At 69.6% G+C, this 26,156-nt stretch carries 26 protein-coding genes; 20 read left to right on the top strand and 6 right to left on the bottom strand.

The window, feature by feature from the left end; genetic code table 11:
• Positions 1 to 6: 6 nt before the first annotated feature.
• Positions 7 to 2,007, bottom strand: coding sequence for an alkyl/aryl-sulfatase (locus VBO01S_RS03385; RefSeq protein ID WP_062470459.1), 2,001 nt, complete (start codon positions 2,005 to 2,007; stop codon positions 7 to 9).
• Positions 2,008 to 2,129: 122 nt separating this feature from the next.
• On the opposite strand from VBO01S_RS03385, the gene VBO01S_RS03380 reads away from it, so the two are divergent.
• From VBO01S_RS03380 to VBO01S_RS03360, 5 genes are all read left to right on the top strand, one after another.
• Positions 2,130 to 3,044 carry a LysR family transcriptional regulator gene (locus tag VBO01S_RS03380; protein ID WP_062470457.1) on the top strand — a complete coding sequence of 305 codons (915 nt, stop codon included), beginning with the start codon at positions 2,130 to 2,132 and terminating at the stop codon, positions 3,042 to 3,044.
• Positions 3,045 to 3,094: 50 nt separating this feature from the next.
• Positions 3,095 to 3,604 (top strand): flavin reductase family protein, encoded by a 510-nt coding sequence (locus VBO01S_RS03375; protein WP_062470454.1) that lies wholly within the window; start codon positions 3,095 to 3,097, stop codon positions 3,602 to 3,604.
• A complete protein-coding gene (locus tag VBO01S_RS03370) occupies positions 3,601 to 4,104 on the top strand; it encodes a BON domain-containing protein (protein ID WP_062470452.1) in 504 nt (167 codons plus the stop codon). Before VBO01S_RS03375 ends, VBO01S_RS03370 begins: the two co-directional genes overlap by 4 nt.
• A gap of 82 nt (positions 4,105 to 4,186) precedes the next feature.
• Entirely contained in the window at positions 4,187 to 5,095 is a 909-nt protein-coding gene (locus VBO01S_RS03365; RefSeq protein ID WP_062470449.1) for a DMT family transporter, read from the top strand.
• Positions 5,092 to 6,036 (top strand): glutaminase, encoded by a 945-nt coding sequence (locus VBO01S_RS03360; RefSeq protein ID WP_062470446.1) that lies wholly within the window; start codon positions 5,092 to 5,094, stop codon positions 6,034 to 6,036. The genes VBO01S_RS03365 and VBO01S_RS03360 overlap by 4 nt, the downstream gene beginning before the upstream one ends.
• A gap of 7 nt (positions 6,037 to 6,043) precedes the next feature.
• Here the strand turns inward: VBO01S_RS03360 and VBO01S_RS03355 are convergent, their stop codons facing one another.
• Complete coding sequence (locus VBO01S_RS03355; RefSeq protein ID WP_062470444.1) at positions 6,044 to 7,033, bottom strand: NAD-dependent epimerase/dehydratase family protein; 990 nt, start codon at positions 7,031 to 7,033, stop codon at positions 6,044 to 6,046.
• Between the two features lie 95 nt (positions 7,034 to 7,128).
• Between VBO01S_RS03355 and VBO01S_RS03350 the strand changes: the two genes are divergently transcribed.
• From VBO01S_RS03350 to VBO01S_RS03290, 13 genes are all read left to right on the top strand, one after another.
• Positions 7,129 to 8,085 (top strand): LysR family transcriptional regulator, encoded by a 957-nt coding sequence (locus VBO01S_RS03350; RefSeq protein ID WP_062470441.1) that lies wholly within the window; start codon positions 7,129 to 7,131, stop codon positions 8,083 to 8,085.
• Positions 8,086 to 8,583, top strand: coding sequence for a hypothetical protein (locus tag VBO01S_RS03345; RefSeq protein WP_062470438.1), 498 nt, complete (start codon positions 8,086 to 8,088; stop codon positions 8,581 to 8,583).
• A 400-nt stretch (positions 8,584 to 8,983) separates the two neighbouring features.
• Positions 8,984 to 10,177 carry an urea ABC transporter substrate-binding protein gene (urtA, locus tag VBO01S_RS03340; protein WP_062470435.1) on the top strand — a complete coding sequence of 398 codons (1,194 nt, stop codon included), beginning with the start codon at positions 8,984 to 8,986 and terminating at the stop codon, positions 10,175 to 10,177.
• A gap of 5 nt (positions 10,178 to 10,182) precedes the next feature.
• The gene (gene urtB, locus VBO01S_RS03335; protein ID WP_062470432.1) at positions 10,183 to 11,085 is read left to right on the top strand and encodes an urea ABC transporter permease subunit UrtB; all 903 of its coding nucleotides are present in this window, start codon (positions 10,183 to 10,185) and stop codon (positions 11,083 to 11,085) included.
• A 3-nt stretch (positions 11,086 to 11,088) separates the two neighbouring features.
• Positions 11,089 to 12,141: an urea ABC transporter permease subunit UrtC gene (gene urtC, locus VBO01S_RS03330; RefSeq protein WP_062470429.1), complete on the top strand. Its 1,053-nt coding sequence runs from the start codon at positions 11,089 to 11,091 to the stop codon at positions 12,139 to 12,141.
• A 14-nt stretch (positions 12,142 to 12,155) separates the two neighbouring features.
• Positions 12,156 to 12,938: an urea ABC transporter ATP-binding protein UrtD gene (gene urtD / locus VBO01S_RS03325; RefSeq protein ID WP_062470535.1), complete on the top strand. Its 783-nt coding sequence runs from the start codon at positions 12,156 to 12,158 to the stop codon at positions 12,936 to 12,938.
• A gap of 18 nt (positions 12,939 to 12,956) precedes the next feature.
• On the top strand, positions 12,957 to 13,646 hold the full coding sequence (gene urtE / locus VBO01S_RS03320) for an urea ABC transporter ATP-binding subunit UrtE (protein WP_062470426.1): 690 nt from the start codon (positions 12,957 to 12,959) through the stop codon (positions 13,644 to 13,646).
• Positions 13,647 to 13,688: 42 nt separating this feature from the next.
• Complete coding sequence (locus VBO01S_RS03315; protein ID WP_062470423.1) at positions 13,689 to 14,726, top strand: aliphatic amidase; 1,038 nt, start codon at positions 13,689 to 13,691, stop codon at positions 14,724 to 14,726.
• 11 nt (positions 14,727 to 14,737) lie between these two features.
• Positions 14,738 to 15,748, top strand: coding sequence for an alpha/beta fold hydrolase (locus VBO01S_RS03310; protein ID WP_062470420.1), 1,011 nt, complete (start codon positions 14,738 to 14,740; stop codon positions 15,746 to 15,748).
• Complete coding sequence (locus tag VBO01S_RS03305; protein ID WP_062470409.1) at positions 15,745 to 16,563, top strand: CbbQ/NirQ/NorQ/GpvN family protein; 819 nt, start codon at positions 15,745 to 15,747, stop codon at positions 16,561 to 16,563. The genes VBO01S_RS03310 and VBO01S_RS03305 overlap by 4 nt, the downstream gene beginning before the upstream one ends.
• Positions 16,560 to 18,194, top strand: a complete 1,635-nt coding sequence (locus VBO01S_RS03300; RefSeq protein ID WP_062470406.1) for a nitric oxide reductase activation protein NorD — start codon at positions 16,560 to 16,562, stop codon at positions 18,192 to 18,194. The genes VBO01S_RS03305 and VBO01S_RS03300 overlap by 4 nt, the downstream gene beginning before the upstream one ends.
• 66 nt (positions 18,195 to 18,260) lie before the next feature.
• Positions 18,261 to 19,415: a transporter substrate-binding domain-containing protein gene (locus tag VBO01S_RS03295; protein ID WP_062470403.1), complete on the top strand. Its 1,155-nt coding sequence runs from the start codon at positions 18,261 to 18,263 to the stop codon at positions 19,413 to 19,415.
• Between the two features lie 327 nt (positions 19,416 to 19,742).
• Positions 19,743 to 20,396, top strand: coding sequence for an ANTAR domain-containing response regulator (locus VBO01S_RS03290; protein WP_095743105.1), 654 nt, complete (start codon positions 19,743 to 19,745; stop codon positions 20,394 to 20,396).
• 6 nt (positions 20,397 to 20,402) lie between these two features.
• On the opposite strand, the gene VBO01S_RS03285 is transcribed toward VBO01S_RS03290, so the two are convergent.
• Positions 20,403 to 21,293, bottom strand: coding sequence for a LysR family transcriptional regulator (locus VBO01S_RS03285; RefSeq protein WP_062470400.1), 891 nt, complete (start codon positions 21,291 to 21,293; stop codon positions 20,403 to 20,405).
• A 90-nt stretch (positions 21,294 to 21,383) separates the two neighbouring features.
• Here VBO01S_RS03285 and VBO01S_RS03280 point away from each other — a divergent pair, with 90 nt between their 5' ends.
• Positions 21,384 to 21,578, top strand: coding sequence for a YjiS-like domain-containing protein (locus VBO01S_RS03280; protein ID WP_062470397.1), 195 nt, complete (start codon positions 21,384 to 21,386; stop codon positions 21,576 to 21,578).
• Positions 21,579 to 21,642: 64 nt separating this feature from the next.
• On the top strand, positions 21,643 to 23,307 hold the full coding sequence (locus VBO01S_RS03275) for a hypothetical protein (protein WP_062470394.1): 1,665 nt from the start codon (positions 21,643 to 21,645) through the stop codon (positions 23,305 to 23,307).
• Here VBO01S_RS03275 and VBO01S_RS03270 read toward each other — a convergent pair.
• Genes VBO01S_RS03270 through VBO01S_RS03260 form a run of 3 tightly spaced genes read right to left on the bottom strand, consistent with a single transcriptional unit; the run spans position 23,288 to position 26,156 of the window.
• Positions 23,288 to 23,872: a uracil-DNA glycosylase family protein gene (locus tag VBO01S_RS03270; protein WP_062470391.1), complete on the bottom strand. Its 585-nt coding sequence runs from the start codon at positions 23,870 to 23,872 to the stop codon at positions 23,288 to 23,290. The two genes, VBO01S_RS03275 and VBO01S_RS03270, sit on opposite strands and share 20 nt — an antisense overlap.
• An 11-nt stretch (positions 23,873 to 23,883) precedes the next feature.
• Positions 23,884 to 24,714, bottom strand: a complete 831-nt coding sequence (locus VBO01S_RS03265; protein WP_062470388.1) for an isocitrate lyase/PEP mutase family protein — start codon at positions 24,712 to 24,714, stop codon at positions 23,884 to 23,886.
• A gap of 56 nt (positions 24,715 to 24,770) precedes the next feature.
• Positions 24,771 to 26,156 carry an L-serine ammonia-lyase gene (locus VBO01S_RS03260; RefSeq protein WP_062470529.1) on the bottom strand — a complete coding sequence of 462 codons (1,386 nt, stop codon included), beginning with the start codon at positions 26,154 to 26,156 and terminating at the stop codon, positions 24,771 to 24,773.

Raw genomic sequence — 26,156 nt, 5'->3', positions numbered from 1 at the left:
GCCCGCCTACTTGCGGGGCTCGACCACCGGGAACATCAGGTCGAAGTTGTCGAGCATCCCGAACAGCTCGCCCAGCTTCGCCCGGTTGCCGTCGATCTTCACGAGCCCCGACTGCACGGCCTCCGGAAAGGTCGTCTGCTTCAGGGTGATCGCGTCGAGCGTTGCCCGGCTCAATGTGACCGTGGCATCCGCACCCGCCGCCTGCTGGTTCTTCACGTGCGTGAGCGCCGAGTTCTCCAGCGTCAGCACGAACTTCTGGTTCGAATCGGTGAAGTTCCAGTTGACCACCATCGTCTTGCCCTCGGCCTTGGCCGCATCGAGCCGCACGCCGAGGAAGTCGAAGAAGAGTTCGTTGCTCACCGCCTTGAGCGTGTCGCCGTTCGCGCTGCTGCCGCCCGGGATCTTCGGCACGCCGTTGCGCAGTTCCATCGCGCCCACCAGGTAGGCGCTGCGCCAGGTGCCCGCCTCCGACTGGTAGCCCAGCTGTTCGAGCGCATCGGCGCCGAGTTCGCGTGCCGCGCGGTTCGCCGGGTCGGCGTACACCACCTGGCTCATCGCGCTGGCCACCCAGCGGTACTCGCCCTTCTTGAAGTCTTCGCGGGCGCGCGCCACCACCGCGTCGGCGCCGCCCATGTACTCGACCGTCTTCTTCGCCTGCGCCACCGGCGGCAGCGGGTTCAGGTTGGCCGGGTTGGCGTCGTACCAGCCCAGATACTTCTGGTAGACCGCCTTCGCGTTGTGGCGCAGCGTGCCGTAGTAGCCGCGCGTGGACCACTCCTGCTCCAGGCTCGCGGGCATGCGCAGCGTCTCGGCGATCTCGGACGCCGTGTAGCCGTGGTTCAGCAGGCGCAGCGACTGGTCGTTGATGAACTTGTACATGTCGCGCTGCTTCTTCAGCAGGTCGACGATGCGTTCGCGCCCCGTGGTGGGCCAGTGGTGCTGCGCGATGAGCACGTCGGTCTTGTCGCCGAAGGCCACGCGCGCCTCGTCGATGTATTTGGCCCACAGGTTGCCGTCACGCACCTCGGCGCCGCGGATCGTGTACAGGTTGTGCATGTTGTGCGTCACGTCCTCGGCCATGTTGAGCACGCGGAACTGCGGCATGTACATGAGCATCTCGGACGGCGCCTCGGAGCCCGGCACCAGCTGGAACACGATCTGCACGCCGTCGATGGTGCGCTCCTCGGTGGTCTTCTCGATGGTCGAGGTGGGCGCGATCAGCGTCACGCTGCCGCGCGCCAGCGCCTTGCCCAGGCCCGTGTCGACCTGCCCGCGCGCGCCCGGCGGCAGCAGCGTGCCGAACTGGTACTGCGAGCGGCGGTTCATCGCATTGCCCGCCAGGATGTTCTCGGCCACCGCCGACTCCATGAAACCCGAGGGCGCGATCACCTGCACCTTGCCCGCGGCCACGTCGGCCTCGCTGACCACGCCCTTCACGCCGCCGAAATGGTCGGCGTGGCCGTGCGTGTAGATCACCGTGCCGACCGGCTTCTTCGGGCGATGCTGGTAGTACAGCTCGAGCGCGGCGCGCGCGGTCTCGGCGGCCAGCAGCGGGTCGATCACGATCAGCGAGGTGTCGCCTTCGACGATGGTGACGTTCGCCAGGTCGAAGCCGCGCACCTGGTAGACCCGGTCGGTCACCTTGAACAGGCCGTGAATGGCATTGAGCTGCGCCTGCCGCCACAGGCTCGGGTTGACCGTGTCGGCCGCCTCATTCGCCTTCAGGAAGTCGTAGGGCTTCATGTTCCAGACCGGGCGCGGGCCGGCGCCCGTCACCAGCGCGTCGGGCACGGTGCCGATGAAGCCGCGCATCGCGTCCTCGAAGTCCTGCTTGTTCGCAAAGGGCAGCGCCTTCGCCATGTCGGCGTTGGCCTTCAGCGTGACGGGCTCGGCCGCCTTGGGCGCGACCACCGGCTGCGCCGTGGCGGTGAAGGCGCAGGCCCAGGCGACGAGGGCCAGGGAGAAACGGGTAGGCGCGAAAGAAGCGGCAGAAGCAATGCGGGTCATCGATGTCTCGGGGTTGGGTCTGTCGGACGACGGGGGCACGGGAAGGCAGCGGCCGATTTTCGGAAGCGCCCAACCCCTTGGCAAATGCAAAATGTGCGCTTGCTTTTGAACCGAAACGCAAAATGCAGCTGCGCCACCTCCAGCACCTGATCGCCCTCGCCGAGCAAGGCAGCTTCGGGCGTGCCGCGCAGGCCGTGCACCTGTCGCAGCCCGCGCTCTCGCGCAGCATCGACGCGCTGGAGCAGGCGCTGAAGGCTCGCCTCATCGACCGCGCCTACGGCACCGTGCGCTTCACGCAGGCCGGCGAGCTGGTGCTGGCGCGGGCCCGCGAGCTGGTCGCCGACGCGCGGCAGATCCAGCGCGAGGTGCAGCAGCTCGAAGGCCTCACGCTCGGCAGCCTCAACGTGGGCCTGGGCCCGTTCGCGGCCGGGCTGCTCGGGCGCGCGGCGCTCTCGCTCATGACGCAGCGCCACCCGCAGCTGCTGATGCGCATGGAAGTGGCCGACACCCCCACCCTCAGCGAGCGCCTGCACCGGCGCCAGATCGACCTGTTCATCGCCGACACCCGCGACCTGAAGAAGCAGCCTGGCCTGAAGCTGGCGCGGCTGCCCAACGTGCCGGTGTCCTTCTTCGTGCGGCCCCGGCACCCGCTGCTCAGGCAGCCGGCGCCTGTCACGCTCGAGCAGCTCATGGACTACCCGGTGGCCGGCCCCAACCTGCCGGCCGAGGTGGCCGCGCATTTCGACCGGCAGATCCGCCGCACCGACCGCGGCGTGTTCAACGTGACCTGCGACGACGCCGACACGCTGCGGCACCTCGCGCTCACGGCCCACGCGGTGATCCTCGCGCCCCACGCGCCCGGCCTCGCGCCCGAGACCGCCGCGCTCGCGCCGCTGGCCGTGGCGGGCCTGTCGCGCATGCGCACCCACTACAGCCTGGTGACGCTGGCAGGCCGCACGCCCTCGGCCGCCGCCACGGTCTATACCCGGCTGGTGACCGAGTTGCTCGGGCCGGTTCAGCAGCCCGCCAGAGCCTGAGCCAAAATGGCCCCTTCTCCGCCGCTCACCGCCTTGCCGTCCGTTCTCCCGTGACCACTTCCCGCCGGGCCCAGCCCCCCACCTTCTCGCCCGGCGAATTCCGCAAGGCACTCGGCATGTTCGCCACCGGCGTGACCATCGTCACCGCACGCGCGGCCGACGGCAGCCTGGTCGGCCTCACCGCCAACTCGTTCAACTCGGTGTCGCTGGCGCCGCCGCTGGTGCTGTGGAGCCTGGCGCGCGCGGCGGCGTCGATGTCGGCGCTGCGCGCCGGCTCGCACTACGCGGTCAACATCCTGGCCGCCAACCAGAAGACGCTGGCGGAGCGCTTCGCCACCAAGAACATCGACCGCTGGGCCGACGTGGCCTACACCGAAGGCCTGGGCGGCGCGCCGGTGCTGCAGGGCGCGGCGGCGAGCTTCGAGTGCTTCAACCGCAGCCGCTACGACGAAGGCGACCACGTGATCTTCGTGGGCGAGGTGGAGCGCTGCACGCACGACCCCGACGCCTCGCCGCTGCTGTTCCACGGCGGGCGCTTCTACACCGAACACCCGTTGTGAAGCACCCCGCGCTGCTGGCCGTCCTGCTGCTCGCCGCGCGGATCGCCACGGCGCAGGGCACCACTGAGCCATCGCCGCTGCGGCAGAACTGGTTCGACGACCCCTTCTTCCAGGTCGCCGCGGGCCTGCCGGCCTGCCCCATGCCGCAAGGCCCCTACTACACCGCCGAGGAACGCCGTGCGCAGACCCACTCGCGGCTGGAGCGCGGCACCAGCTGCTGGCTCGCCGGCCAATGCACCGACAGCAACGCCTACCGCTACGACAAGCCGCTCGCGCCCAAGGTGCGCGCCGCGCTGCTCGCGGTGCCGGGCGTGCGCCGCAGCAGCGTGTGGGTCACGGTGCAGCGCCGCTGGGTCTACCTGCAGGGCTGCGTGCCCGACACGGCGCTGGCCCGCAGGCTCGAACGCGCGGCGCGCACCGTGGCCGAGGTCGAGACCGTGGTGCCCGACCTGATGGTGGGCACGCGCGGCAAGCCGCCCTACCCGCTGGCCGGGCACTGAGCGGCGCCGCACGGGTTCTTCGCCGGCGCGATACGATCATCGGATGAATTCCGCGGCCCGTGCCGCCACCGATTGACCGCGAATGATCCAGCGCAAGACCCACCTCGACTCCCTGGCCATCGGCCTGCTCATCGTCTGCTGCGCGTTCTGGGGCCTGCAGCAGATCCTCATCAAGACCACCGTGACCGAGGTGCCGCCGCTGTGGCAGGCCACGGTGCGCATGGTCGGCGCGGTGGCGCTGCTGTGGCTGTGGTGCGCGGTGCGGCGCGTGCCGCTGTTCGAGCGTGACGGCACGCTGTGGCCCGGACTGCTGGCCGGCCTGCTGTTCGCGGGCGAGTTCGCCGGCATCTACCTGGGCCTGCAGCACACCAGCGCCTCGCGGCTCACGGTGTTCCTCTACACGGCCCCGTTCTGGGTCTCGCTGCTGCTGCCGCGCTGGGTGCCGGCCGAGCGGCTGCGCGGCTTCCAGTGGCTGGGCCTGTTCATCGCCTTCGCGGGCGTGGTGCTGGCCTTCAGCGAAGGCTTCGGCCACATGAGCTCGTCGCAGCTCATCGGCGACGGCATGGCGCTGGCGGCCGGCATGCTCTGGGGCCTGACCACGCTCACGCTGCGCACCACGCGCCTGGCCACGGCCAGCGCCGAGAAAACGCTCTTCTACCAAGTGGCCGTGACCGCCGCCGTCTGCCCCCTGCTGTCGCTCGCGCTGGGCGAAACCTGGGGCTTCTCGTACTCCGCCTGGGCCTGGACCTCCATCGGCCTGCAGACGGTGGTGGGCGCCTTCGCCAGCTACCTCACCTGGATGTGGCTGCTGCGGCACTACCCGGCGACGCAGATGTCGTCCTTCACCTTTCTCACGCCGCTGTTCGCGCTGATCTTCGGCGTGGCGCTGCTGAAGGAGCCGCTCACGCTGCAGCTGGTGGTGGCGCTGATCGGCGTGGCGCTGGGCATCGTGCTGGTGAACCGGCGGCCTGCGGTACAACGCCCGGCATGAGCAAGAAACTCCACCGATTCCAGCCCGTTCTCGACGAGATCGTCGCCACCCTGCGCCTGCAGCTCGGCCAGGGCGGCACCGTGGCCAGCTACATCCCGGCGCTGGCGCGCGTCGATGCGCGGCAGTTCGGCATCGCGCTGCGCACCTGCGACGGCGAGGAAGCCGGCGCGGGCGACTTCGAGACGCCCTTCTCCATTCAAAGCGTGTCCAAGCTCTTCACGCTCACGCTCGCCATGCAGCGCATGGGCGACGCGCTGTGGGAGCGCATCGGGCGCGAGCCCTCGGGCAACCCCTTCAACTCGCTGGTGCAGCTGGAGAACGAGCAGGGCAAGCCGCGCAACCCCTTCATCAATGCCGGCGCCATCGCGGTGGCCGACCGGCTCGTGAGCCAGGCGAAGGCCAAGGGCGGCAGCGCCAAGGCCGACATCCTCGCGCTCATGGCCAGCCTGTGCGGCGAGCGCATCGACTTCGACGGCGAGGTGGCGCAGTCGGAGGCCGACACGGGCTTTCGCAACGTCGCGCTGGCCAACTTCATGAAGAGCTTCGGCAAGATCGACAACGACGTGGCCGAGGTGCTCGACACCTACTTCCACCAGTGCGCGCTGCGCATGAGCTGCCGCCAGCTCGCGCGCGCCGCCGCCTTCCTGTGCCGCGACGGCGCGCACCCGATCCCCGGCGAACCCGAAGTCACGGGCGAGCGGCAGACGCGCCGCATCAACTCGCTCATGCTCACCTGCGGCACCTACGACGCGGCCGGCGACGTGGCCTTTTCGATCGGCCTGCCCTGCAAGAGCGGCGTGGGCGGCGGCATCGTCGCGGTGGTGCCCGACCAGCTCACGCTGTGCGTGTGGTCGCCGGCGCTCGATGCCACCGGCAACTCGCTGCTGGGCATGAAGGCGCTGGAGCTGTTCGTGGCGCGCACCGGGCTGTCGGTGTTCTGACCTGCGGTCAGGCCGGCACAGCCACCGGCGCCCCGGGCAGGCAGCCCATGCCGTCGAGCGCGGCCTCCACGGCTTCTTCGAGCGGCGTGTGCGGCTCGCGGCCCAGGAAGGCCACCAGCTTCGCGTTGTCCATGCCCACGGGCGTGCGCCACAGGTAGCGCATCTCGCGCAGTTCGCGAAAAGTGACGACGAAGGGCGAGGCCAGCGCCAGCAGCCACCAGGGAAAGGCCGACACGCGCACCTGGGCGCCGGTGCGCCGGGCCACCACCTTGCGGATCGCGTCGCTCATGCGCGTGCCGTCGGCGTCCCAATGGCCGGCCATGTGGAAGCGCGCGAAGGGCGCGAGCCGGTCGCGCCGCGCCAGCAGCTCGACCATGGTGCGGGCCACGTCCGGCAGGTACGACCACTGGTGGCCGACACCGGGGTCGCCGGGGCAGCTGACGGCCCGGACGGGCTGGCCCGCCTTCACCAGCCCCTGCGAGAACCAGTTGTTGCCCGCCTTCGGGCCGAAGAAGTCGCCGGCGCGCACGATCAGCACGCGCGCGCCCTCGCGGCTGGCGTCTTCGAGGCGCCGTTCCATCTCGACGCGGATCGCGCCCTTGGCGGTGAGCGGACGCTGCGGCGAATCTTCGGCCAGCAGCGGGAAGGCATCGGGGCCGAAGTTGTAGACCGTGCCGGGCAGCACGACGGTCGCGCCCTCGGCCTTCGCGGCGGCGAGGGTGCTGTCGAGCATCGGCAGCACCAGCTCCGACCAGCCGCGGTAGCCCGGCGGATTGACGGCATGCACGATGACCGCGCAACCCTTCGCGGCCCGCCGCACGGCCTGCGCGTCCATCGCGTCGCCGGCCAGCCAGGTGATGCCCTCGCGCTTTCCTTCGACCGCGCCGCGCTTCAGGGCGCGCACCTCCCAGCCCGCATCGCACAGCTGGCGGACCACCTCGCCGCCGATGCCGCCCGTGGCGCCGAGCACCAGAACCGTGTTGTCGTTGCGTGCCATGAAATGCTCCTGAACAGTGATCGATGGACGAATTCTGGGCAGGACGGGGTTCGAATGGAATTGCCGAACATGCACCATCATCCATACATTTCCGTATGACCTGGAACATCAGCTGGGAGCTGTACCGCTCCTTCCTCGGCGTGCTGCGCGAGGGTTCGCTCTCGGGTGCGGCGCGCGCGCTCGGCATCACGCAGCCCACCGTCGGGCGCCATGTGGCGGCGCTCGAAGAAGCGCTCGGCGTGGTGCTCTTCACCCGCTCGCAGGTGGGCCTGCTGCCCTCCGAGGTGGCGCTGGCGCTGCGCACACACGCCGAGGCCATGGAAAGCACCGCGGCCTCGCTGCAGCGCGCGGCCAGCAGCCAGGGCGACGGCGTGCGCGGCGTGGTGCGGGTGTCGGTCAGCGAGGTGGTCGCGGTGGAGGTGCTGCCACCCGTGGTGGCGCGGCTGCGCGAGGCGCACCCGGCGCTGAAGGTCGAGCTGGTGTCGACCAACCGCGTACAAGACCTGCTGCGGCGCGAGGCCGACATCGCCGTGCGCATGGTGCGGCCCCGGCAGGCGCAGCTGGTGGCGCGCCGCATCGGGAACATCGAGCTGGGCTTCCATGCCCACACGAGCTACCTCGCGCGCCACGGCACGCCACGCACGCCCGACGACCTGGCGGCGCACGCGCTCATCGGCTACGACCAGCCCTCGGCCTTCGTGCGCGAGGCGATCAAGTCCTTCAAGTCGGTCACGGGCTTCACGCGCGACGCCTTTGCGCTGCGCACCGACAGCGACCTCGCCCAGCTGGCCCTCATCCGCGCGGGTGCGGGCATCGGCGTGTGCCAGGTGGGCCTGGCCAAGCGCGATGCCGCGCTGGTGCGCCTGCTGCCGCGCGCGCTCTCGCTGAAGCTCGACACCTGGGTCACGATGCACGAAGACCTGCGCCACAGCCCGCGCTGCCGCGTGGCCTTCGATGCGCTGGTCGAGGGCTTGCAACAGTACGTTGGCACGGCGGCGGCCCCCGCGCCCCGGGCGACAATGCCCCGCGCAAGACCCAAAGCTTCTCCCTGAATGACGACGACGACCGATTCCCCCGACCACCTCCCCCTGCAGGAACCCCGCCTCTGGCGCGACGACCTCTGGACCGCCCGCATCATCAAGAACGAGGAAGACGACGGCTGGGCCGTCGAGATGACCCGCCACGGCGACCCCGAGCCCGCGCTCGTCGGCCCCTGGACCATGGGCCGCGACAAGAAGAACCCCAAGCCGCTGGACACCCCCGCCTTCCACACGCTGGTGAAGACCGCCGCCGAGGTGATCCGCCGCCACGAGCAGCAGCTGCACGCCACGCTCAACAAGAGCGTGACGGTCACCGCGCGCAACGACCAGCGCATTCGCGTGGCGCTGTCGATCGTGCCCGACGAAGACAACCCCTCGGCCACGCTCACGGCGTATGACGATGCCGACGACTCGGAACTGGCGAGCGTGAACGTGTCGCCCGCGTTCCGGCTCACGACCTCGAGCGCCACCGCGTGGATCGAGTCGGACTACGCACGCCCGCGCAGCTGATCTGTTCAGGCGCTGCGCGCGAATAGCACACGCGCCGCCCTTTCGCCAATTAGCGAAAGAGCGTATGTTCACGCCGGGGTGAGTTGAGAAGAATCCGCCCCAACGAGCAATCGTTCCCAGTCATACGACGCCCGCTGCCAGTGCTGCCAGCGAGGTGTCGGGCAATTAAGCCCGAACCGGTTTCACCACCGGTTCGGGCTTTTTTGTTTTTTCGGTCGCAACAACGCCTTTTTCAAACGGATGCGCGCCATCCGGTGGCGCAGCCTTGCCCGGAGAAAACGCACTGGCAGCACAGCGCTCGTTTGCAGGGGCCGCGCGGCGGGAGGAGACACCCCAAACGCGGTTCCGAAGGTCGGATGTTCCTGATGACTCGCACAAAACCAAAGCAAAGGAATTTGACATGACGAACGCTTTCAACCGCCGCCAGATCGTGAAGACCGGCGGCTCGATGATCGTGCTGGGCGCCGCCTCCGGCGTGGCCGGCCTGGCCCGCGCGCAGGACGGCGCCACCGTGAAGCTCGGCCTGCTGCATTCGCTCTCGGGCACCATCGCCATCGCCGAGGCCTCGCTGGTCGACGCCGAGAAGCTGGCCATCGAGGAGATCAACGCCGCCGGCGGCGTGATGGGCAAGAAGATCGAGGCCGTGGTCGAAGACGGCGCGAGCGAGAACTCGGTGTTCGCCGAGAAGGCGCGCAAGCTGCTGGAGCGCGACAAGGTGGCGGCCATCATCGGCTGCTACACCTCGGCCTCGCGCAAGGCGCTGCTGCCGGTGCTCAACCAGGCCAAGGGCCTGCTGTTCTACCCCACCTACTACGAAGGCCAGGAGCAGGACAAGCGCGTGTTCTACCCCTCGCAGGAAGCCACGCAGTCGGTGATCGCGGCGGTGGAATGGATGGCGCGCGAGAAGGGCAAGAACTTCTTCCTCGTCGGCTCCGACTACATCTACCCGCGCACCTGCAACAAGATCGCCAAGCCCGCCATCGCGAAAGCCGGCGGCAAGGTGCTCGGCGAGGAGTACGCACCGCTGGGCCACACCGAGTTCTCGTCGATCATCAACAAGATCAAGGCCGCCAAGCCCGACTGCATCTACAGCACGGTGGTGGGCGGCTCCAACGTGGCCTTCTACAAGCAGCTGCGCGCGGCGGGCCTGGACGGCGCCAAGCAGGTGCTGCTGTCCACCGTGGTGTCCGAGAACGAGATCGACGGCATCGGCAAGGACAACGCTGCCGGCTACTACGCCTGCATGGGCTACTTCCAGAGCATCAAGTCGCCGGCCAACGAGAAGTTCGTGAAGGCCTTCAAGGCCAAGTACGGGCAGGACCGCGTGATCGGCGACCCGATGGAGGTGGCCTACAACAGCGTGTACCTGTGGAAGCTGGCGGTGGAAAAGGCCAAGTCCTTCGACGTCGACAAGGTCACGGCCGCCGCCGCGGGCATGGAGATCGAGGCGCCCGAGGGCACGGTGCGCATCCACGCCACCAACCACCACGTGTGGAAGAAGGTGCGCGTGGGCCGCGCGCGGCCCGACGGGCAGTTCGACATCGTGTGGGAATCGCCGCAGCTGGTCGAGCCCAACCCCTTCCCGAAGGTCTGAACGCGATGAACTTCGACATCGCGGTGATGCAGGTGTTCAACGGCGTGAGCCTGTTCACCATCCTGCTGCTCATGGCCATCGGGCTGGCCATCGTGTTCGGCCTGATGGGCGTCATCAACATGGCGCACGGCGAGCTGATGGCGCTGGGCGCCTACATGACCTACCTGGCGGCGCGCTTCTTCGCGCACTACGCGCCGGGCTTCATGGACCTGTACCTGTTCGCCGCGATCCCGTTCGCGTTCGCCGTGACCTTCGCGTTCGGCTATGTGCTGGAGCGGGGCTTCATCCGCTTCTTCTACGACCGCCCGCTGGACACCCTGCTGGCCACGTGGGGCCTGAGCCTCATGCTGCAGCAGGCCTACCGCTCCATCTTCGGCGCGCAGGAAGTGAGCGTGCCGCTGGCCTCGTGGCTGGCGGGGGCATGGGAGCCGACGGCGGGCATCCAGCTGCCGCTGAACCGCATCTTCATCGTCGGGCTCACGGCCCTGGTGGCGGTCGGCGTGTACCTGCTGCTGTACCGCACGCCGTGGGGGCTGAAGGTGCGCGCGGTGACGCAGAACCGCGCCATCGCCGGCGCGGTGGGCATCGACACGCACCGCGTCGACGCGATGACCTTCGCGCTGGGCTCGGGCCTGGCGGGCATCGCGGGCGCGGTGTTCACCATGATCGGCTCGACCAACCCCGGCACGGGCCAGCTGTACATCGTCGACTCGTTCATCGTGGTGGTGTTCGGCGGCGTGCAGAGCCTCATCGGCACCGCGCTCTCGGGCTTTGCCATCGCGCAGTCGCAGACCTGGCTCGAGTACCTCATGAGCGGCTCGATGGCCAAGGCCACGATCCTGCTGCTGGTGATCGCGGTGCTGTACTTCCGGCCCAACGGCCTGTTCGCCACGCGGTCGAGGAGCTGAGGCATGCACGGTCTTTCTCCTCAACGCAAGCGCGACCTCGGCGCCCTGCTCGCCGTGCTGGTGCTGCTGGCCGTGGTGCTGCCGCTCACGCTCGACCCGTTCCGCCTCAACCTCGTGAGCAAGTACCTGGCCTTCGCGTTCGTCGCGGTGGGCGTGGTGCTCACCTGGGGCTACGGCGGCGTGCTGAGCCTGGGCCAGGGCATGTTCTTCGGGCTGGGCGGCTACATGATGGCCATGTTCCTCAAGCTCGAGGCCTCGGCGCCCGAGCTGCCGGACTTCATGGTGTGGAGCAGCGTCGAGCAACTGCCCGCGTGGTGGCAGCCCTTCCACTCGCTGGGCTGGACGGTGGCGGGCATCCTCGTGATTCCTGCGGTGCTGGCCTACGTGTTCTCGTACGCGATCTTCAAGCGGCGCGTGAGCGGCGTGTACTTCGCGATCGTCACGCTGTCGCTGGCGCTCACGCTCACGGTGGTGGTGGTCGGCCAGCAGGGCGACACCGGCGGTGCCAACGGCATCACCGATTTCCGCACGCTGCTGGGCTGGGACATCGCCACCGACGAGGCCAGGCGCACGATGTACTTCGTCGAGGTGGCGGCCATCGCGCTCGTGATGATGGTGTCGCTCGCCATCGTGCGCAGCCGCTTCGGCAAGCTGCTGATCGCCATCCGCGACAAGGAAGACCGCGTGCGCTTCAGCGGCTACAACACGGCGCACATGAAGGCCTTCGTGTTCGCGGTGGCAGCGGTGCTGTCGGCCATCGGCGGTGCGTTCTACAGCCTGCAGGTGGGGTTGATCGCACCGGGCGTGATCGGTGTCGTGGCCTCGGTCGAGATGGTGATCTACGCGGCGGTCGGCGGGCGGCTGTCGATTCCGGGCGCGGTGATCGGCGCGCTGCTCATCGGTTTCCTCAAGTCGTACCTGTCGGAGACCTTTCCCGAAGGCTGGCTGTACGTGCTGGGCGCGGTGTTCATCCTCGTGGTGTGGGCGATGCCGAACGGGCTCGCGGGCCTGGGCGAGAAGCTCATGCGCCGACGAGGTGCGGAGGTGGCGCCATGAACGCCACGATGACGATGCCCAACGGCGGGCTGCCGCAGGCCGCCTCGGCGGTGCCGCCGTCGAGCGAGCAGATCCTGCGCATCGAGGACCTCACCGTGTCCTTCGACGGCTTCAAGGCCGTGGACGGGCTCAGCCTCTCGGTCGAGCGCAACGAGCTGCGCGTGATCATCGGCCCGAACGGCGCCGGCAAGACCACGCTGCTCGACATGGTGTGCGGCAAGACCAAGCCCAGCGCGGGCCGCGTGCTGTTCAACGGCCAGGACCTCGGGCGCCTGAACGAGTACGAGATCGTGCGCGCCGGCGTGGGCCGCAAGTTCCAGACGCCCTCGGTCTACGAAGACCTCACGGTGCTGGAGAACTTCGAGATCTCGCTGCCGCGCATGCACGGCCTGCTGCAGTCGCTGACCTTCCGCCGCACGCCCGCCGTGCGTGCGCGCATCGACGCGATGGCCGAGCAGGTCTTCCTGGCCGATCGCCTGGGCGACCGCGCCGGGCAGCTCAGCCACGGGCAGAAGCAGTGGCTCGAGATCGGGATGCTGCTGATGCAGGAGCCCGAGCTGCTGCTGCTCGACGAGCCCGTGGCCGGCATGAGCCCGCGCGAGCGCGAGCAGACGGGCGACCTGCTGCGGCGCATTTCGGCGGGCAAATCAGTGGTCGTGATCGAGCACGACATGGACTTCGTCAAGCGCATCGCGCACCGCGTCACGGTGCTGCACCAGGGCAAGTTGCTGAGCGAAGGCACGGCGGCCGAAGTGCAGGCCGACCCGCGCGTGATCGACGTGTACCTCGGCCATTGAGAAGAAGGAGAAACCTACATGCTTGAAGTCTCCGATCTCAACGTGGCGTATGGCGAATCGCACGTCATCCGCGATGTGTCGCTGCGCGTCGCGCCCGACGAGGCGGTCGCCATCATGGGCCGCAACGGCATGGGCAAGACCACCTTGCTGAAGTCGCTCATCGGCCTGCTGCCTGCGCGCGGCGGCCACATCCGCCTGGGCGGCACCGAGCTCACGACGCTGCCCAGCTACCAGCGCGTGGCGCAGGGCCTGGCCTTCGTGCCGCAGGGGCGCATGGTGTTCCCGTTCCTCACGGTGGAGCAGAACATCCTCGCCGGTGCCGCGAAGTCGGGTCATCGCACGGTGCCCGACTACCTCTACACCTTCTTCCCCGTGCTCAAGGACATGAAGCAGCGCAAGGCCGGCAACCTCTCGGGCGGCCAGCAGCAGATGCTGGCGATTGCGCGCGCGCTCATCTCGGAGCCGAAGGTGCTGATCCTCGACGAACCCACCGAGGGCATCCAGCCTTCGATCATCAAGGAGATCGCGCAGACGCTGAACGTGCTGCGCGCCGAACGCGGCTTCGCCGTCGTGGTGTCGGAGCAGGTGCTGAGCTTCGCGCTCGACCTGGCCGACCGCTTTCTCGTCATCGACCGGGGCCGCATCGTGCATGACGAAGCGCGCGCGAGCCTCGACCAGGACAAGGTCCGATCCTTTTTGACCGTGTAGCCCTTTCTCTTTTTCTTCAACCACCCCTTCAGGAGCAGCGTCATGAGACATGGTGATATTTCGAGCAGCAACGATTGCGTCGGCGTCGCGGTCGTCAACTACAAGATGCCCCGCCTTCACACCAAGGCCGAGGTGCTGGACAACGCGCGCAAGATCGGCGAGATGCTGGTCGGCATGAAGAAAGGCCTGCCGGGCATGGACCTGGTGATCTTTCCCGAGTACTCCACGCACGGGATCATGTACGACGCCAAGGAGATGTACGACACCGCGTCGGCCATCCCCGGCGAGGAGACCGCGATCTTCGCGGACGCCTGCCGCCGCGCCAACGTGTGGGGCGTGTTCTCGCTCACCGGCGAGCGTCACGAGGAGCACCCGAACAAGGCGCCCTACAACACGCTGATCCTCATGAACAACCAGGGCGAGATCGTCCAGAAGTACCGCAAGATCATGCCGTGGGTGCCCATCGAGGGCTGGTACCCGGGCGACTGCACCTACGTGAGCGAAGGCCCCAAGGGCATGAAGATGAGCCTCATCATCTGCGACGACGGCAACTACCCCGAGATCTGGCGCGACTGCGCGATGCGCGGGGCCGAGCTCATCATCCGCTGCCAGGGCTACATGTACCCGGCCAAGGAGCAGCAGATCATGGTGTCGAAGGCCATGGCCTTCATGAACAACACCTACGTGGCGGTGGCCAACGCGGCCGGCTTCGACGGCGTGTACTCGTACTTCGGCCACTCCGCGCTCATCGGCTTCGACGGCCGCACGCTCGGCGAATGCGGCGAGGAAGAGATGGGCATCAACTACGCCGAGCTGTCGATGGGCCTGATCCGCGACGCGCGCAAGAACGGCCAGTCGCAGAACCACCTGTTCAAGCTGGTGCACCGCGGCTACACCGGCACCATCAACTCGGGCGACGGCGACAAGGGCGTGGCGGCCTGCCCCTACAACTTCTACACGCAGTGGATCAACGACCCCGAGGGCACACGCGAGATGGTGGAGTCGTTCACGCGCAGCACCGTGGGCACGCCCGAATGCCCGATCGAGGGGATTCCGAACGATCCGGCCAAGCACCGCTGAAGCACCGCCCCATGGACCACGACATCTTCGAACTCGGCGATGTCGCGCTGCAGCGGGGGGCCACCCTGCGCGGCGCGAAGCTCGCCTACAAGACCTACGGCACGCTCAACGCACAGAAGAGCAACGCCATCGTCTATCCGACCTGGTACTCGGGCCAGCACCCCGACAACGAATGGCTCATCGGCCCCGGCATGGCGCTGGACCCGGAGAAGTACTTCATCATCGTGCCCAACATGCTGGGCAACGGGCTGTCGTCCTCGCCGAGCAACACGCCCGAGCCCTACAACCTCGCGCGCTTTCCGGACGTCACGCTCTACGACAACGTGACGCTGCAGCACCGGCTGGTGACCGAGCAGTTCGGCATCGAGCAGCTCGCGCTGGTGGTGGGCTGGTCGATGGGCGCACAGCAGACCAACCAGTGGGGCTGCCTCTACCCCGACATGGTGAAGCGCATCGCGCCCTTCTGCGGTTCGGCGAAGACGGCGCCGCACAACATCGTGTTCCTCGAAGGCGTGAAGGCCGCGCTCACGGCCGACGCGGCCTGGAACGGCGGCTGGTACACCACGCCGCCGACCACTGGGCTGCGCGCGGTGGGCCGCGTGTACGCGGGCTGGGGCCTGTCGCAGCCCTTCTACATGCAAGAGCTGTGGCGCGAGCTGGGCTTCAGCTCGCTCGAGGACTTCCTGGTCGGCTACTGGGAAGGCTTCTTCCTGAAGAAGGACGCCAACAACCTGCTCGCGATGCTGTGGTCATGGCAGCACGGCGACATCAGCGACAACCCGGTGTTCAAGGGCGACTTCAAGAAGGCGCTGGGCGCCATCAAGGCGCGCGCGATCGTAATGCCGGCCGAGCGCGACCTGTACCTTCCGGTGGCCGACAACGCATGGGAGGTGTCGCACATGCCGAACGCCGAGTGCCGCCCGATCCCCGGCGTGTGGGGCCACTTCGCGGGCGGCGGCAGCAGCCCGGTCGACACCCGCTTCATCGACAACGCCCTGCAGGAACTGCTCGCCACGCCATGAACGCTCCCGTGCACGATCCGCTCGCCGCCTACCGCATCGAGACCGAGCCCTTCTACCGGCCCGCGGGCCACGAGGTGGCGCTGTACCGGCACGCCTACCGCCACCGCATGCCGCTGATCCTCAAAGGGCCGACGGGCTGCGGCAAGACGCGCTTCGTGGAGCACATGGCGTGGTCGCTCGGGCGGCCGCTGGTCACGCTCGCCTGCAACGAGGACATGACGGCGTCGGACCTCGTGGGCCGCTACCTGCTCGATGCGAACGGCACGGCCTGGCACGACGGGCCGCTGACGCTCGCGGTGCGCCACGGTGGCATCTGCTACCTCGACGAGGTGGTGGAGGCGCGGCAGGACACCACGGTGGTGATCCACCCGCTGACCGACGCGCGCCGCATCCTGCCGCTGGACAAGAAGGGCGAGCTGGTGCACGCGCACCCCGACTTCCAGCTGGTGGTGTCGTACAACCCCGGCTACCAGAGCAGCGCCAAGGACATGAAGCCCTCGACGCGCCAGCGCTTCGCGGCGCTGGAGTTCGACTACCCCGACGGCGCGCTGGAAGCGGAGATCGTCGCGCACGAGGCCGGCGTCGACATCGAGCTCGCCGCGAAGCTGGTCGCCATTGCGCACTGCTCGCGCGAGCTCAAGCACCGCGGGCTCGACGAGGGCGTGTCGACGCGCATGCTGATCTACGCGGGCGTGCTGATCCGCGACGGCGTGGCGCCGCGCGACAGCTGCGACATGACGATGACACGCGCCCTCACCGACGACCCCGACATGGCCAGCGCGCTGCAGGGCTTTGTCGAGGCGCAGTTCGGATGAACGACGGGCACGGCGCCCTCTCGCTGCTGGCGCGCGGGCTGGCCGGCGTCGATGTCGACGTGCAGCCGCTGGCCGGCGCGCGTGCGGTCCTCACGGGCCGCCGGCTGCTGCTGCCCGAGGGCGACGAGGCCGAGCCTCTGCACCGCGCGATGGTCGCGCATGCGGTCGCCCATCTGCGCCACTCGACGCCTGCGCGGCCGGCGCGCACGCTCAAGCCGATGGGCATCGCCGTGGTCTCGGCCCTTGAAGATGCGCGCGTCGAGCGGCTGCTGTGCCGCGACTTTCCCGGCCTGCAAGGCTGGTTCACTGCGGCGCTGCCGCCCGCGCCCGATCCGTTGGACCTGCGCTTTGCCGCGCTGGTCGCGCGCATGGACCGCGTGCTGCTGCGCGCCGGGGCGCAGGACGACAACCACTGGGTGAACAAGGCACGCCGCCTGTTCGACGAGACCGTGGCCCGCGCGGGGCTGGAGGACTACGACGCCTTCCGCGCCGTCGCCTCGATCCTCGCCAACGACCTCGGCCAGATGCGCGTGCGCTTCGAGCCGCAGGACTACGCCGTGCCCGCGCCCTGGCGCGACGACAACAGCTACCTGTGGGATTTCGGCGAGGCCGAGACACCGCCCGACGACGCCATCGCGCTGCAGCAGACGGGCGTGCGGCCACCGCCACCGTCGGATGCCCAGAGCGAAGGCAACGAAGCGCCACCCGAAGGCATCGCCGACATGGAACTCGGCCGCTACACCTACCCCGAATGGGACCGCACGCAGGAGCGCCTACGGCCCGACTGGTGCACGGTGATCGAGAAGCTGCCCGCGTGGCAGGGCCTGGGCGCGGCGGGCACTTCGGGAGCGGCGGCCAACGAGCGCATCGTGCCGCTCGCCCTGCCCCGCGCGCGCCACCTCGACCGCACGCACCGCCTGCGCCGCCAGTGGGAAGGCGACGACATCGACCTGAACGCGGCCATCGAGGTGCTGGTCGATCGCCGCCTGCGCCTGCGGCCCGATGCGCGGCTGTTCATGCGCCCCGGCAAGGGGCCGCGCCCGTCGAGCGTGCTGGTGCTGCTCGACCTCTCCGAGTCGGCCAACGACGCGGGCCACGGCGATGGCGCCGTGTCGCTGCTCGACCTGGAGAAGCAGGCCGCGCTGCTGCTCGCCGCCTCGAACGCGCGCGGCACCGACCGGCTCGCCATCCACGGCTTTTCGTCGAACACGCGCGCCGAGGTGTACTACTACCGCCTGCTCGAATTCGGCCAGCCGCTCGCTGCGCCCTCGCGCGCCATGATCGGCGCGGTGCGCGGACGCTACTCGACGCGCATGGGCGCCGCGCTGCGCCATGCGGCCTCGCACCTGCAGGCCGAGCCGGCCGGGCCGCGCGCGATCCTGCTGGTGACCGACGGGGCGCCCTCGGACATCGACGTGCACGACCCGAAGTACCTGATCGAAGACGCCCGCCAGGCCGTGGCCGAGGCGCGCGACGCCGGCGTGCGCAGCGCCTGCATCGCGGTGGACGGCGCGGCCGACGCGTACGTGCGGCGCATCTTCGGCTGGCGCAACTATTGCATCGCCGACGACGCGCGCAGCCTGCCCGCGCGGCTGGCCCGCATGAGCACGCGGCTGGCCGCCGCCCATTGACCGACCGAATGAAGAAAGCCAGGGAGGAGCACACAATGAGGGCCCACACATCCAGGAGACACCCCAGTGGCTGACAGGGACCCTCTTCGCGTCGGCATTCTGTATTCCGAGACCGGCGTCACCTCGACCATCGGCCTGTCGCAGCTGCAGGGCGCGCTGCTGGCCATCGAGGAGATCAACGCGGCCGGCGGCGTCGACGGCCGCGAACTCGTGGCCGTGCGCTACGACCCGCAATCGAACCCCGTGCGCTACGCCCAGCTGGCCGAGCGGCTGATCGTGCAGGACCGCGTCAACGTGCTCTTCGGCTGCTACATGTCGAGCAGCCGCAAGGCCGTGATCCCGGTGATCGAGAAGTGGAACAAGCTGCTGTTCTACCCCACGCTGTACGAAGGCTTCGAGTACTCGGGCAACGTGATCTACACCGGCGCGGCGCCCAACCAGAACAGCGTGCAGCTGGCCGAGTTCATGACCACGAACTTCGGCGCGCGCGTGTACCTGATCGGCTCCGACTACATCTACCCCTACGAGTCGAACCGCATCATGGGCGAACTGGTGATGCAGCGCCCCGGCAGCGAAAAGCTCGGCGAGCGCTACGTGGCGCTGGACGCCACCGAGAAGGACTACCGCGCGATCATGGACGACATCCGCGACAAGCGGCCCGACTTCATCTTCTCGACGGTGGTGGGCGATTCCACCGCGAGCCTGTACCGCGCGTACGCCGAGGCCGGCTTCGATCCGAAGACGATGCCCATCTCGAGCCTCACCACCTCGGAGGCCGAGATCTCGCAGATGGGCCCGGGCGTGGCCACGGGCCATTTCACGGCGGCGCCGTATTTCCAGTCGATCGATTCGCCCGCCAACCAGCGCTGCCTGGCGCGTCTGCGCGCGCGCTTCGGCGACGGCTGCGTGCCCAACCTGTGCTGGGAGGCTTCGTACTTCCAGATGCACATCTTCGCCAACGCCTTCCGGCAGGCGGGCACCGACGGCATCGCGGAGATCCTGCCGCACATCCTGGGCAGCGAGTTCGATGCACCGCAGGGCCGCGTGAAGATCGATCCGACCAACCACCACACCTGCCTGTACCCGCGCATCGGCCGCGTCGACGCGCACGGGCAGTTCACCATCGTGCGCCAGGCGACGCGCCCGGTGTACCCGGACCCGTACCTCGTCACGCACTCGCTGGGCGACTGGACGGCGCGACTCGATGCGCTGGAGCTCTAGGATGAGGTCGCGCTGCTTTTTCCGCGTTGCAGAAAATGCTTCAGGGCGCACTCCCGCCGACGGGGTACCTTGCTCCGCGAATGTCCCCCGGGCTTCGCCCTCCTCCTTGATTTCGCTGCGCAAGGCACCCCATCGACGTGAGCGTTGGGTAGTGCGGTCGTTGATCGGCCCGCACCACGACCGCGCCCATCGTGCGCAGGACGCTGGGTGCTTCCCGCAGCGAAATCAAGGAGGAGCCCGAAGGGCGGGGGACATTCGCGGAGGGAAGTACCCGGTGGCCTGTGCACACGCCCCGGACAACAGCACCCCCCAACGAAAGCGCTGACCGTGGACAGCACAGCCCCCAAGCGACACACCCTGCGGGTGACGCCACCGCAGCTCAAGGAGCTGCGGCTGCTGAAGATCGCGGTGATCCACCCCGACGACGCAGACGGCCGGCAGCTCACCCAGCAACTGCAGCGCATCGGCTGCCAGGTGCAGGCCTTCTGGCCGCCTGTGCAGCACCTGCCCGAGGGCATCGACGTGGCCTTCATGGCCGTGCAGCCCGACTTCATCAACCTGCGCTTCGAATGGACCCAGAGCGAGGACGCTCCCGCCGTCATCGCCGTCGTGACCTACGAGAACCCGACCATCGTCGAGGCCGTGCTCGAGATCCGCGCCAAGGCCGTGCTGCCGTCGCCGGTGCGCTCGTTCGGCCTGCTGTCGGCGCTGGTGGTCGCGCGCGAAGCCCACAAGGAAAGCCGCTCGCTCGCGCGGCGCCTGCGCAAGACCGAGGCCAAGCTGCTCGGCGTGCGCCAGCTGGCCGAGGCCAAGAGCATCCTCATGAAGACGCACGACGTGTCCGAAGGCCAGGCCCACGACCTGATCCGCGAACAGGCCATGAGCAAGCGCACCACCATGGAAGACATCGCCGCGGCCATCGTCAACGCCAACGAGATCCTCTCGCTGGGCACCCGCAGTAACAAGCCCGGGCCGGGCTGAACGCGCTCAGAGCTGGCGGAACGCCGTCAGCACCTTCAGCACGCTCTGCGTGGCGCCGTCGAGCGTGGCATGCGGGCGGTGCGCGATGCCCAGGCGGCGCGTGAGCTTGGGCGTGACCGGCACGATCTGCATGCGCTCGTTGAGCGCCGCGTCAGTGGTCTGCTGCAGCGGCAGCAGCGCCGCGCCATAGCCCGCCGCCACCAGGCTGCGGATCGCCGCGTCGTAGTTGAGCTCGATGCGCGCGCGCGGCGCAAAGCCGGCCGCGGCAAACCACTCCATCGACAGCCGGTACATGTGCGTGGTCGCGTCGTTGAAGATCAGCGGCTGCGTCGCCAGCCAGGCCGGCGTGGCGCGCTTGGGCGCCTTCCAGCGCGGCGGCACGAAGGCCATCATGGGCTGCGTGCGCCAGGGCGTGACCACCAGGTCGCGCTGCGGCGGCTGCGGCATCGCCACCAGGCCGATGTCGAGCGTGCCCGCGGCCAGCCGCGCCATCGCCTCGGCCGAACCGAGGATGCTCACCTCGACGTCGATGCCCGCATGGCCCACGCCCAGCGCCTCGAGCACCTGCGGCAGCAGGTCGACCACCACGCCGGTGGAGGTGCCCAGCCGCACGCGGCCCGTGCGGCCCTCGGCCTGGCGCTTCACGGCCTCCACCGCCTCGTCGGTGTCGCGCAGCAGCTTGCGCCCGCGCTCGACCAGCGCCGCGCCGGCCGCGGTGGGCGTGACGCGGCGGTTGCCGCGCACCACCAGCTGCGCGCCCAGGCGCGATTCGAGCTCGCTGATGTGCAGGCTCACGGTGGGCTGCGCCAGGTGCAGCGCCTGCGCCGCCGCCGAGAAGGTGCCCAGGTCGGCGATGGCGATGAGGGTGCGCAGTTGGTCGAGGTTGAGCTGTCGCATCAGGAATGCTGATTGAAGGTGTCAGAAATCTCAACTTCCACAATAGCACGCGCCGCCGGAAGATGAGCGCTCCCCTACCAGGAGCCCACCGTGACCGCGCCGAAGCCACCGTCTTTTCATCAACGCCTGCTGCACGCCCTGCACAACTGGCGCCGCCGCGCCGTGACACGCCGCCGCGCCCGCGACGACGTGCTGCTGCTGGCCGGCATGAGCGACCACGACCTGCGCGACCTGGGCATCGGCCGCAGCGAAGTGCCCGAGCTGGTCGACCGCAGCCGCTACTGACCCGCTGGACCTCGCCTGCGGTTTCTTCGGGAAGCCGCGGGCAATTTGAGGTTCAATCCGGGGCGTGCCCTCCACCGCCTCCCCTGCCCTTCTTTCCATCGAACTCACCTCGCCGCAGTCCGTCGACGGACGGCGCGCGGCCTTCCAGTCGCTGTGGCTGCTGGTGCGCATGCAGCACGCCCATGCCCACGGCGGCGGCAGCGGTGTCGTGCGGCTGGCCGACCTGCGCGGCGAGGTGTCCGACGCCAGCACGCTGCGCATGGTCGTGAGCCGTGCGTTCCGCGACTTCAAGGCCTGGAGCCTGGAGGTCGGCTGGGGCGAAGACCTGCAGCGCGAGCCGCGCTTTCTCAACGCCGAGCGGCGCAGCCAGGGTCCGTTCTGGCTGCCGGCCGCGCAAGCCAAGCGCCTGCGCCTGCTCGTGGACAACCGCCCGGCCACCGCCGCCGAGGTGGCGTCGTTCCTCGGCCTGCGCGCCCGCAAGGCGCAGGCCGCCGGCGCGATCACGCCGCCCGACGCCGTGCACCTGCAGGACGCCGCCTTCTGGAAACAGCTGGTCGCCTCGCAGCAGGCCGCGCGGCAGGGCCGGCTGATGTCGCCGGTGGCGGGCGGAGCCGGCGGCAGCGCGCTCGAAGCCATCCGCCTGGCCGGCACGCTGGCCGCCAGCGACTTCCAGCGCGCGCTGGTCACGCTCAACGAGGCCATGCTGTGGCGCCGGCTCGGCGACAACGAACAGGCGCGCCGCCGGCTGCAGGCGCTCAAGAAGCAGCGGCTTGCGCACCACGTGGCGGGCAACGACTACCTGGGCGCGATGGAGTGCATCGTCTCGGCCTGGTGCGCCTACACGGCGCGCGACCTGCCGCTGGCGCAGTCGCTGCTGGGCGGCATGGCGCAAGACCCGGCGCGTGCGCTGGTGCTGCGCCACCACCCCGACGTGCGCTTCGAGTGGTGCAACCTGTGGGCGCTGGCCTGCCGCTCGCGCGCCCTCGCGCTGGCCGCCGACGACCGCCCGGCCGCCGCCGCGCTCGCCGAAGAGTCGCTGCAGCGCTTCGGCGAGGCGCTGGCCGCGGCCTTCGAGTCGCACTCCTTCGACGCCGCGCAGCACGTGGCGGCCAACATGGGCATGGCCGCGTGGCTGTTCGACCGCGTGGGCCTGGGCGACCTGCCGGCGCTCGCGCACGACGGCCACCGGGCCGACACCACGCGCCGCGCGGTGCAATGGATCGCCTTCAGCGAATGGCTGTGCGGCCACACCGACGGCCAGGGCCGCTCGGCATGGAACGCGATCTACCTGATGCGCATCGCGCGCGGCCACTGCCGGCCCGACACGCAACCCACGCTCGCGCAGTTCCGCGCGCAGAAGCCGCTCGACCCGGGTGCGGTCTCCAAGCTCGCGGGCCCGCTCGCCGACGCCTTCGACACCGCGAACTGGCCCGCACGCTGGGTCGACGTGGCGCAGGCGCGGCTGGCCGACCACCAGGCCGGGCGACGCCGCTACCCCGGACTGCAGCAGGGCAGCCTGCTGTTCGAGCACGCGTGGTACGCAGCGCATGCGGGCGACCTGAAGGCGGCCGAGCACTCGCTGGCCCAGCTGCGCGAGGTGCTGCCGCAGCTGGTGCCGAGCGACCGCGCCTACTTCACCGAGTCGTGGAACGATGCGCTGCCGGCCGAGCTGGTGCTCGAAGCGAAGCCGCCGAGGCGGCCGTCGACCCCTAAAAAGAAGGCGCGCTGAGCGCCTGCTGCACGCGCTCGCGCAGCACCGGCAACACGTCGCGCTCGAACCACGGGTGGTGCTGGAACCACGCGGTGTTGCGCGGCGACGGATGCGGCAGCGGGACGAAGCGCGGTGCGTAGTCGGCGAAGGCCTCGACGGTTTCCGTCACGCCGCCGCGCGCGGTCTTGCCGAGGAAGTGGCGCTGCGCGTACTGGCCGATGAGAAAGGTCAGCGCGATGTGCGGCATCTGTGCCAGCAGGCGGTCGTGCCACAGCGGCGCGCACTCCTTGCGCGGCGGCAGGTCGCCGCTGGTGCCGCGGCCCGGGTAGCAATAGCCCATCGGCGCGATCGCGATGCGCGTCGCGTCGTAGAACACGTCGCGGTCGATGCCGAGCCAGCGGCGCAGCTGGTCGCCGCTCTTGTCGTTCCACGGCACGCCAGTCTGGTGCACCGTGAGGCTGGGCGCCTGGCCGACGATCAGCAGCCGCGCGCTCGCACTGGCCTGCACGATCGGGCGCGGCCCGAGCGGCAGGTGCGCCTCGCACGCACGGCAGGCGCGGATCTCGGCGAGCAGCGCATCCACGGTACTGAAAACTAATCGGCGAACGGACGGAAGAAGGCGTTCAGCTCGGTGCCTGGCGTGGCATCGGCAAAGCCGTCGAAGCGGCCCTCTTCGGCAAGCGTGCGTGCGGCGCGGATGAAGCCGCCCCAGGCCGCGCGCGCCATGCCGCCGCCCACGCTCACGCGGCGCACGCCGAGCGCGGCGATGTCCGCCATCGTGAGATCGCTGGTCGCGCCGACCAGCAGGTTGACCGGCTTGGGCGCGACGGCAGCCACCACGGCCGCGATCTGCTCGCGCGTCTTGATGCCGGGCGCGTAGAGGCAGTCGGCGCCGGCTTCGGCGTACGCACGCAGGCGTGCGATGGTGTCGTCCAGGTCGGGGCGGTTGGCAAAGAAGTTCTCGGCGCGGCCCACGAGCAGCGTGTCGCCGCCCGCCGCGTCGATGGCCCGGCGCGCGGCGCGCAGGCGCTCGACCGCAACCTCGATGGGGAACAGCGGATCGTCGGGGTTGCCCGTCGAATCCTCGATCGACAGGCCCGCCACGCCGGTCTCGACCGCGAGGCGCACGCTCTCGGCCACGCCCTGCGCGTCGGCGGCGAAGCCGTTCTCGAAGTCGGCGTTCACCGGCAGGTCGGTGGCGGCCACGAGTTCACGCAGGTGCGCGAGGATCTGGTCGCGCGACAGGGCGCCGTCGGCATGGCCTTGCGACCACGCGAAGCCCGAGCTGGTGGTGGCCAGCGCCTGGTAGCCCAGGCCTTCGAGATAGCGCGCGCTGCCCGTGTCCCAGGGGTTCGGAATGACGAAGCAGCCTTGTTCGTGGAGGGCGCGGAAGGCGGCGCGCTTGTCGGCGACGGTGCGGGTCATGGGGCCTCGGCTTTCTGTGTTCAGGACAGGGAGCCGGCCATTCTGACGCAGCGGGCTCAGCACTCCACGACGTTCACCGCAAGCCCCCCCAGCGAGGTCTCCTTGTACGTGGACTTCATGTCCTCGCCGGTCTGCTTCATGGTGCGGATCACGGCGTCGAGCGAGACGTAGTGGCTGCCGTCGCCGCGCAGCGCCATGCGCGAGGCGTTGATGGCCTTCACGGCGCCCATCGCGTTGCGCTCCACGCAGGGAATCTGCACCATGCCGCCGACCGGGTCGCAGGTCAGGCCCAGGTTGTGTTCCATGCCGATCTCGGCCGCGTTCTCGACCTGCGCAGGCGTGGCGCCGAGCACGGCGGCGAGCGCACCCGCCGCCATCGAGCAGGCCACGCCGACCTCGCCCTGGCAGCCGACCTCGGCGCCCGAAATCGAGGCGTTGGTCTTGTAGAGCATGCCGATGGCCGCAGCGGTGAGCAGGAAGTCGACGATGCCCTCGTCGCTGGCCTGCGGCACGAAGCGCTGGTAGTAGTGCATCACGGCGGGCACCACGCCGGCCGCGCCGTTGGTGGGCGCGGTGACGACACGGCCGCCGGCGGCGTTCTCCTCGTTCACCGCCATCGCGAAGGCGTTGACCCAGTCCATGGCCGCGAGCGGATCGGCGGCGCCGGCTTGCGCCAGCAGCTCGCGGTGCAGCTCGGGCGCGCGGCGGCGCATGCGCAGCGGGCCGGGCAGCGCCTGCGCGGCCAGCGGGTTGTCGATGCCGAAGCCACGCTGCACGCACTGCTGCATCACGCCCCAGATGCGCAGCAGGCCCGCGCGCACCTCGGCCTCGGGACGCCACACGCATTCGTTGCGCAGCACCAGCGTGGCCACGGAAATGCCGTGCGCGCGGCACTGCGCCATGAGTTCGTCGCCGGTCGTGAAGGGATGCGGCACGGCCGCTGCCGCGGCGGCCGTTTGCGCCACGGCCTGCCCGCCCTCGACGACGAAGCCGCCGCCGACCGAGAAGTAGGTGCCTTCGGCCAGCACGGCGCCGTCGGCCGCGAAGGCGGTGAAGCGCATCGCGTTCGGGTGCTCGGGCAGCGACTCTTCGCCGCGAAAGGCGATGTCGCGCACGCGGTCGAAGGCAATGGGCGTGGTGCCCAGCAGCGCGAGCTGGCCGGTGCGGCGCAGCGCGTCGAGGCGCGGCTGCACGGTCTCGGGCCGCACGGTGTCGGGCGCGTCGCCGAAGAGCCCGAGGATCACGCCCTGGTCGGTCGCATGGCCGTGGCCGGTGGCGCCGAGCGAGCCGAACAGGTCGACGTGCAGGCGCGCCACCTGCGCGAGCAGGCTGCGCCGTTCGAGCGATTGCGCGAACAGCAGCGCGGCGCGCATCGGCCCGACGGTGTGCGAGCTGGACGGCCCGATGCCGATCTTGAAGATGTCGAAGGCGGAGAGCATCAG

It is taken from the genome of Variovorax boronicumulans NBRC 103145 (genome assembly GCF_001591345.1).
Taxonomy (GTDB): domain Bacteria; phylum Pseudomonadota; class Gammaproteobacteria; order Burkholderiales; family Burkholderiaceae_C; genus Variovorax; species Variovorax boronicumulans.
Note: the sequence above shows the minus strand (reverse complement) of the source record. Positions and strands in the feature narration are given on the sequence as shown.

Excerpts from the sequence above, each read along its gene's own strand:
- VBO01S_RS03385 (WP_062470459.1), bottom strand. The coding sequence starts at position 2,007 with ATGACCCGCATTGCTTCTGCCGCTTCTTTCGCGCCTACCCGTTTCTCC.
- VBO01S_RS03380 (WP_062470457.1), top strand. The coding sequence starts at position 2,130 with ATGCAGCTGCGCCACCTCCAGCACCTGATCGCCCTCGCCGAGCAAGGC.
- VBO01S_RS03365 (WP_062470449.1), top strand. The coding sequence starts at position 4,187 with ATGATCCAGCGCAAGACCCACCTCGACTCCCTGGCCATCGGCCTGCTC.
- VBO01S_RS03360 (WP_062470446.1), top strand. The coding sequence starts at position 5,092 with ATGAGCAAGAAACTCCACCGATTCCAGCCCGTTCTCGACGAGATCGTC.
- VBO01S_RS03355 (WP_062470444.1), bottom strand. The coding sequence starts at position 7,033 with ATGGCACGCAACGACAACACGGTTCTGGTGCTCGGCGCCACGGGCGGC.
- VBO01S_RS03350 (WP_062470441.1), top strand. The coding sequence starts at position 7,129 with ATGACCTGGAACATCAGCTGGGAGCTGTACCGCTCCTTCCTCGGCGTG.
- VBO01S_RS03345 (WP_062470438.1), top strand. The coding sequence starts at position 8,086 with ATGACGACGACGACCGATTCCCCCGACCACCTCCCCCTGCAGGAACCC.
- urtA (WP_062470435.1), top strand. The coding sequence starts at position 8,984 with ATGACGAACGCTTTCAACCGCCGCCAGATCGTGAAGACCGGCGGCTCG.
- urtB (WP_062470432.1), top strand. The coding sequence starts at position 10,183 with ATGAACTTCGACATCGCGGTGATGCAGGTGTTCAACGGCGTGAGCCTG.
- urtC (WP_062470429.1), top strand. The coding sequence starts at position 11,089 with ATGCACGGTCTTTCTCCTCAACGCAAGCGCGACCTCGGCGCCCTGCTC.
- urtD (WP_062470535.1), top strand. The coding sequence starts at position 12,156 with ATGCCCAACGGCGGGCTGCCGCAGGCCGCCTCGGCGGTGCCGCCGTCG.
- urtE (WP_062470426.1), top strand. The coding sequence starts at position 12,957 with ATGCTTGAAGTCTCCGATCTCAACGTGGCGTATGGCGAATCGCACGTC.
- VBO01S_RS03315 (WP_062470423.1), top strand. The coding sequence starts at position 13,689 with ATGAGACATGGTGATATTTCGAGCAGCAACGATTGCGTCGGCGTCGCG.
- VBO01S_RS03310 (WP_062470420.1), top strand. The coding sequence starts at position 14,738 with ATGGACCACGACATCTTCGAACTCGGCGATGTCGCGCTGCAGCGGGGG.
- VBO01S_RS03305 (WP_062470409.1), top strand. The coding sequence starts at position 15,745 with ATGAACGCTCCCGTGCACGATCCGCTCGCCGCCTACCGCATCGAGACC.
- VBO01S_RS03300 (WP_062470406.1), top strand. The coding sequence starts at position 16,560 with ATGAACGACGGGCACGGCGCCCTCTCGCTGCTGGCGCGCGGGCTGGCC.
- VBO01S_RS03285 (WP_062470400.1), bottom strand. The coding sequence starts at position 21,293 with ATGCGACAGCTCAACCTCGACCAACTGCGCACCCTCATCGCCATCGCC.
- VBO01S_RS03265 (WP_062470388.1), bottom strand. The coding sequence starts at position 24,714 with ATGACCCGCACCGTCGCCGACAAGCGCGCCGCCTTCCGCGCCCTCCAC.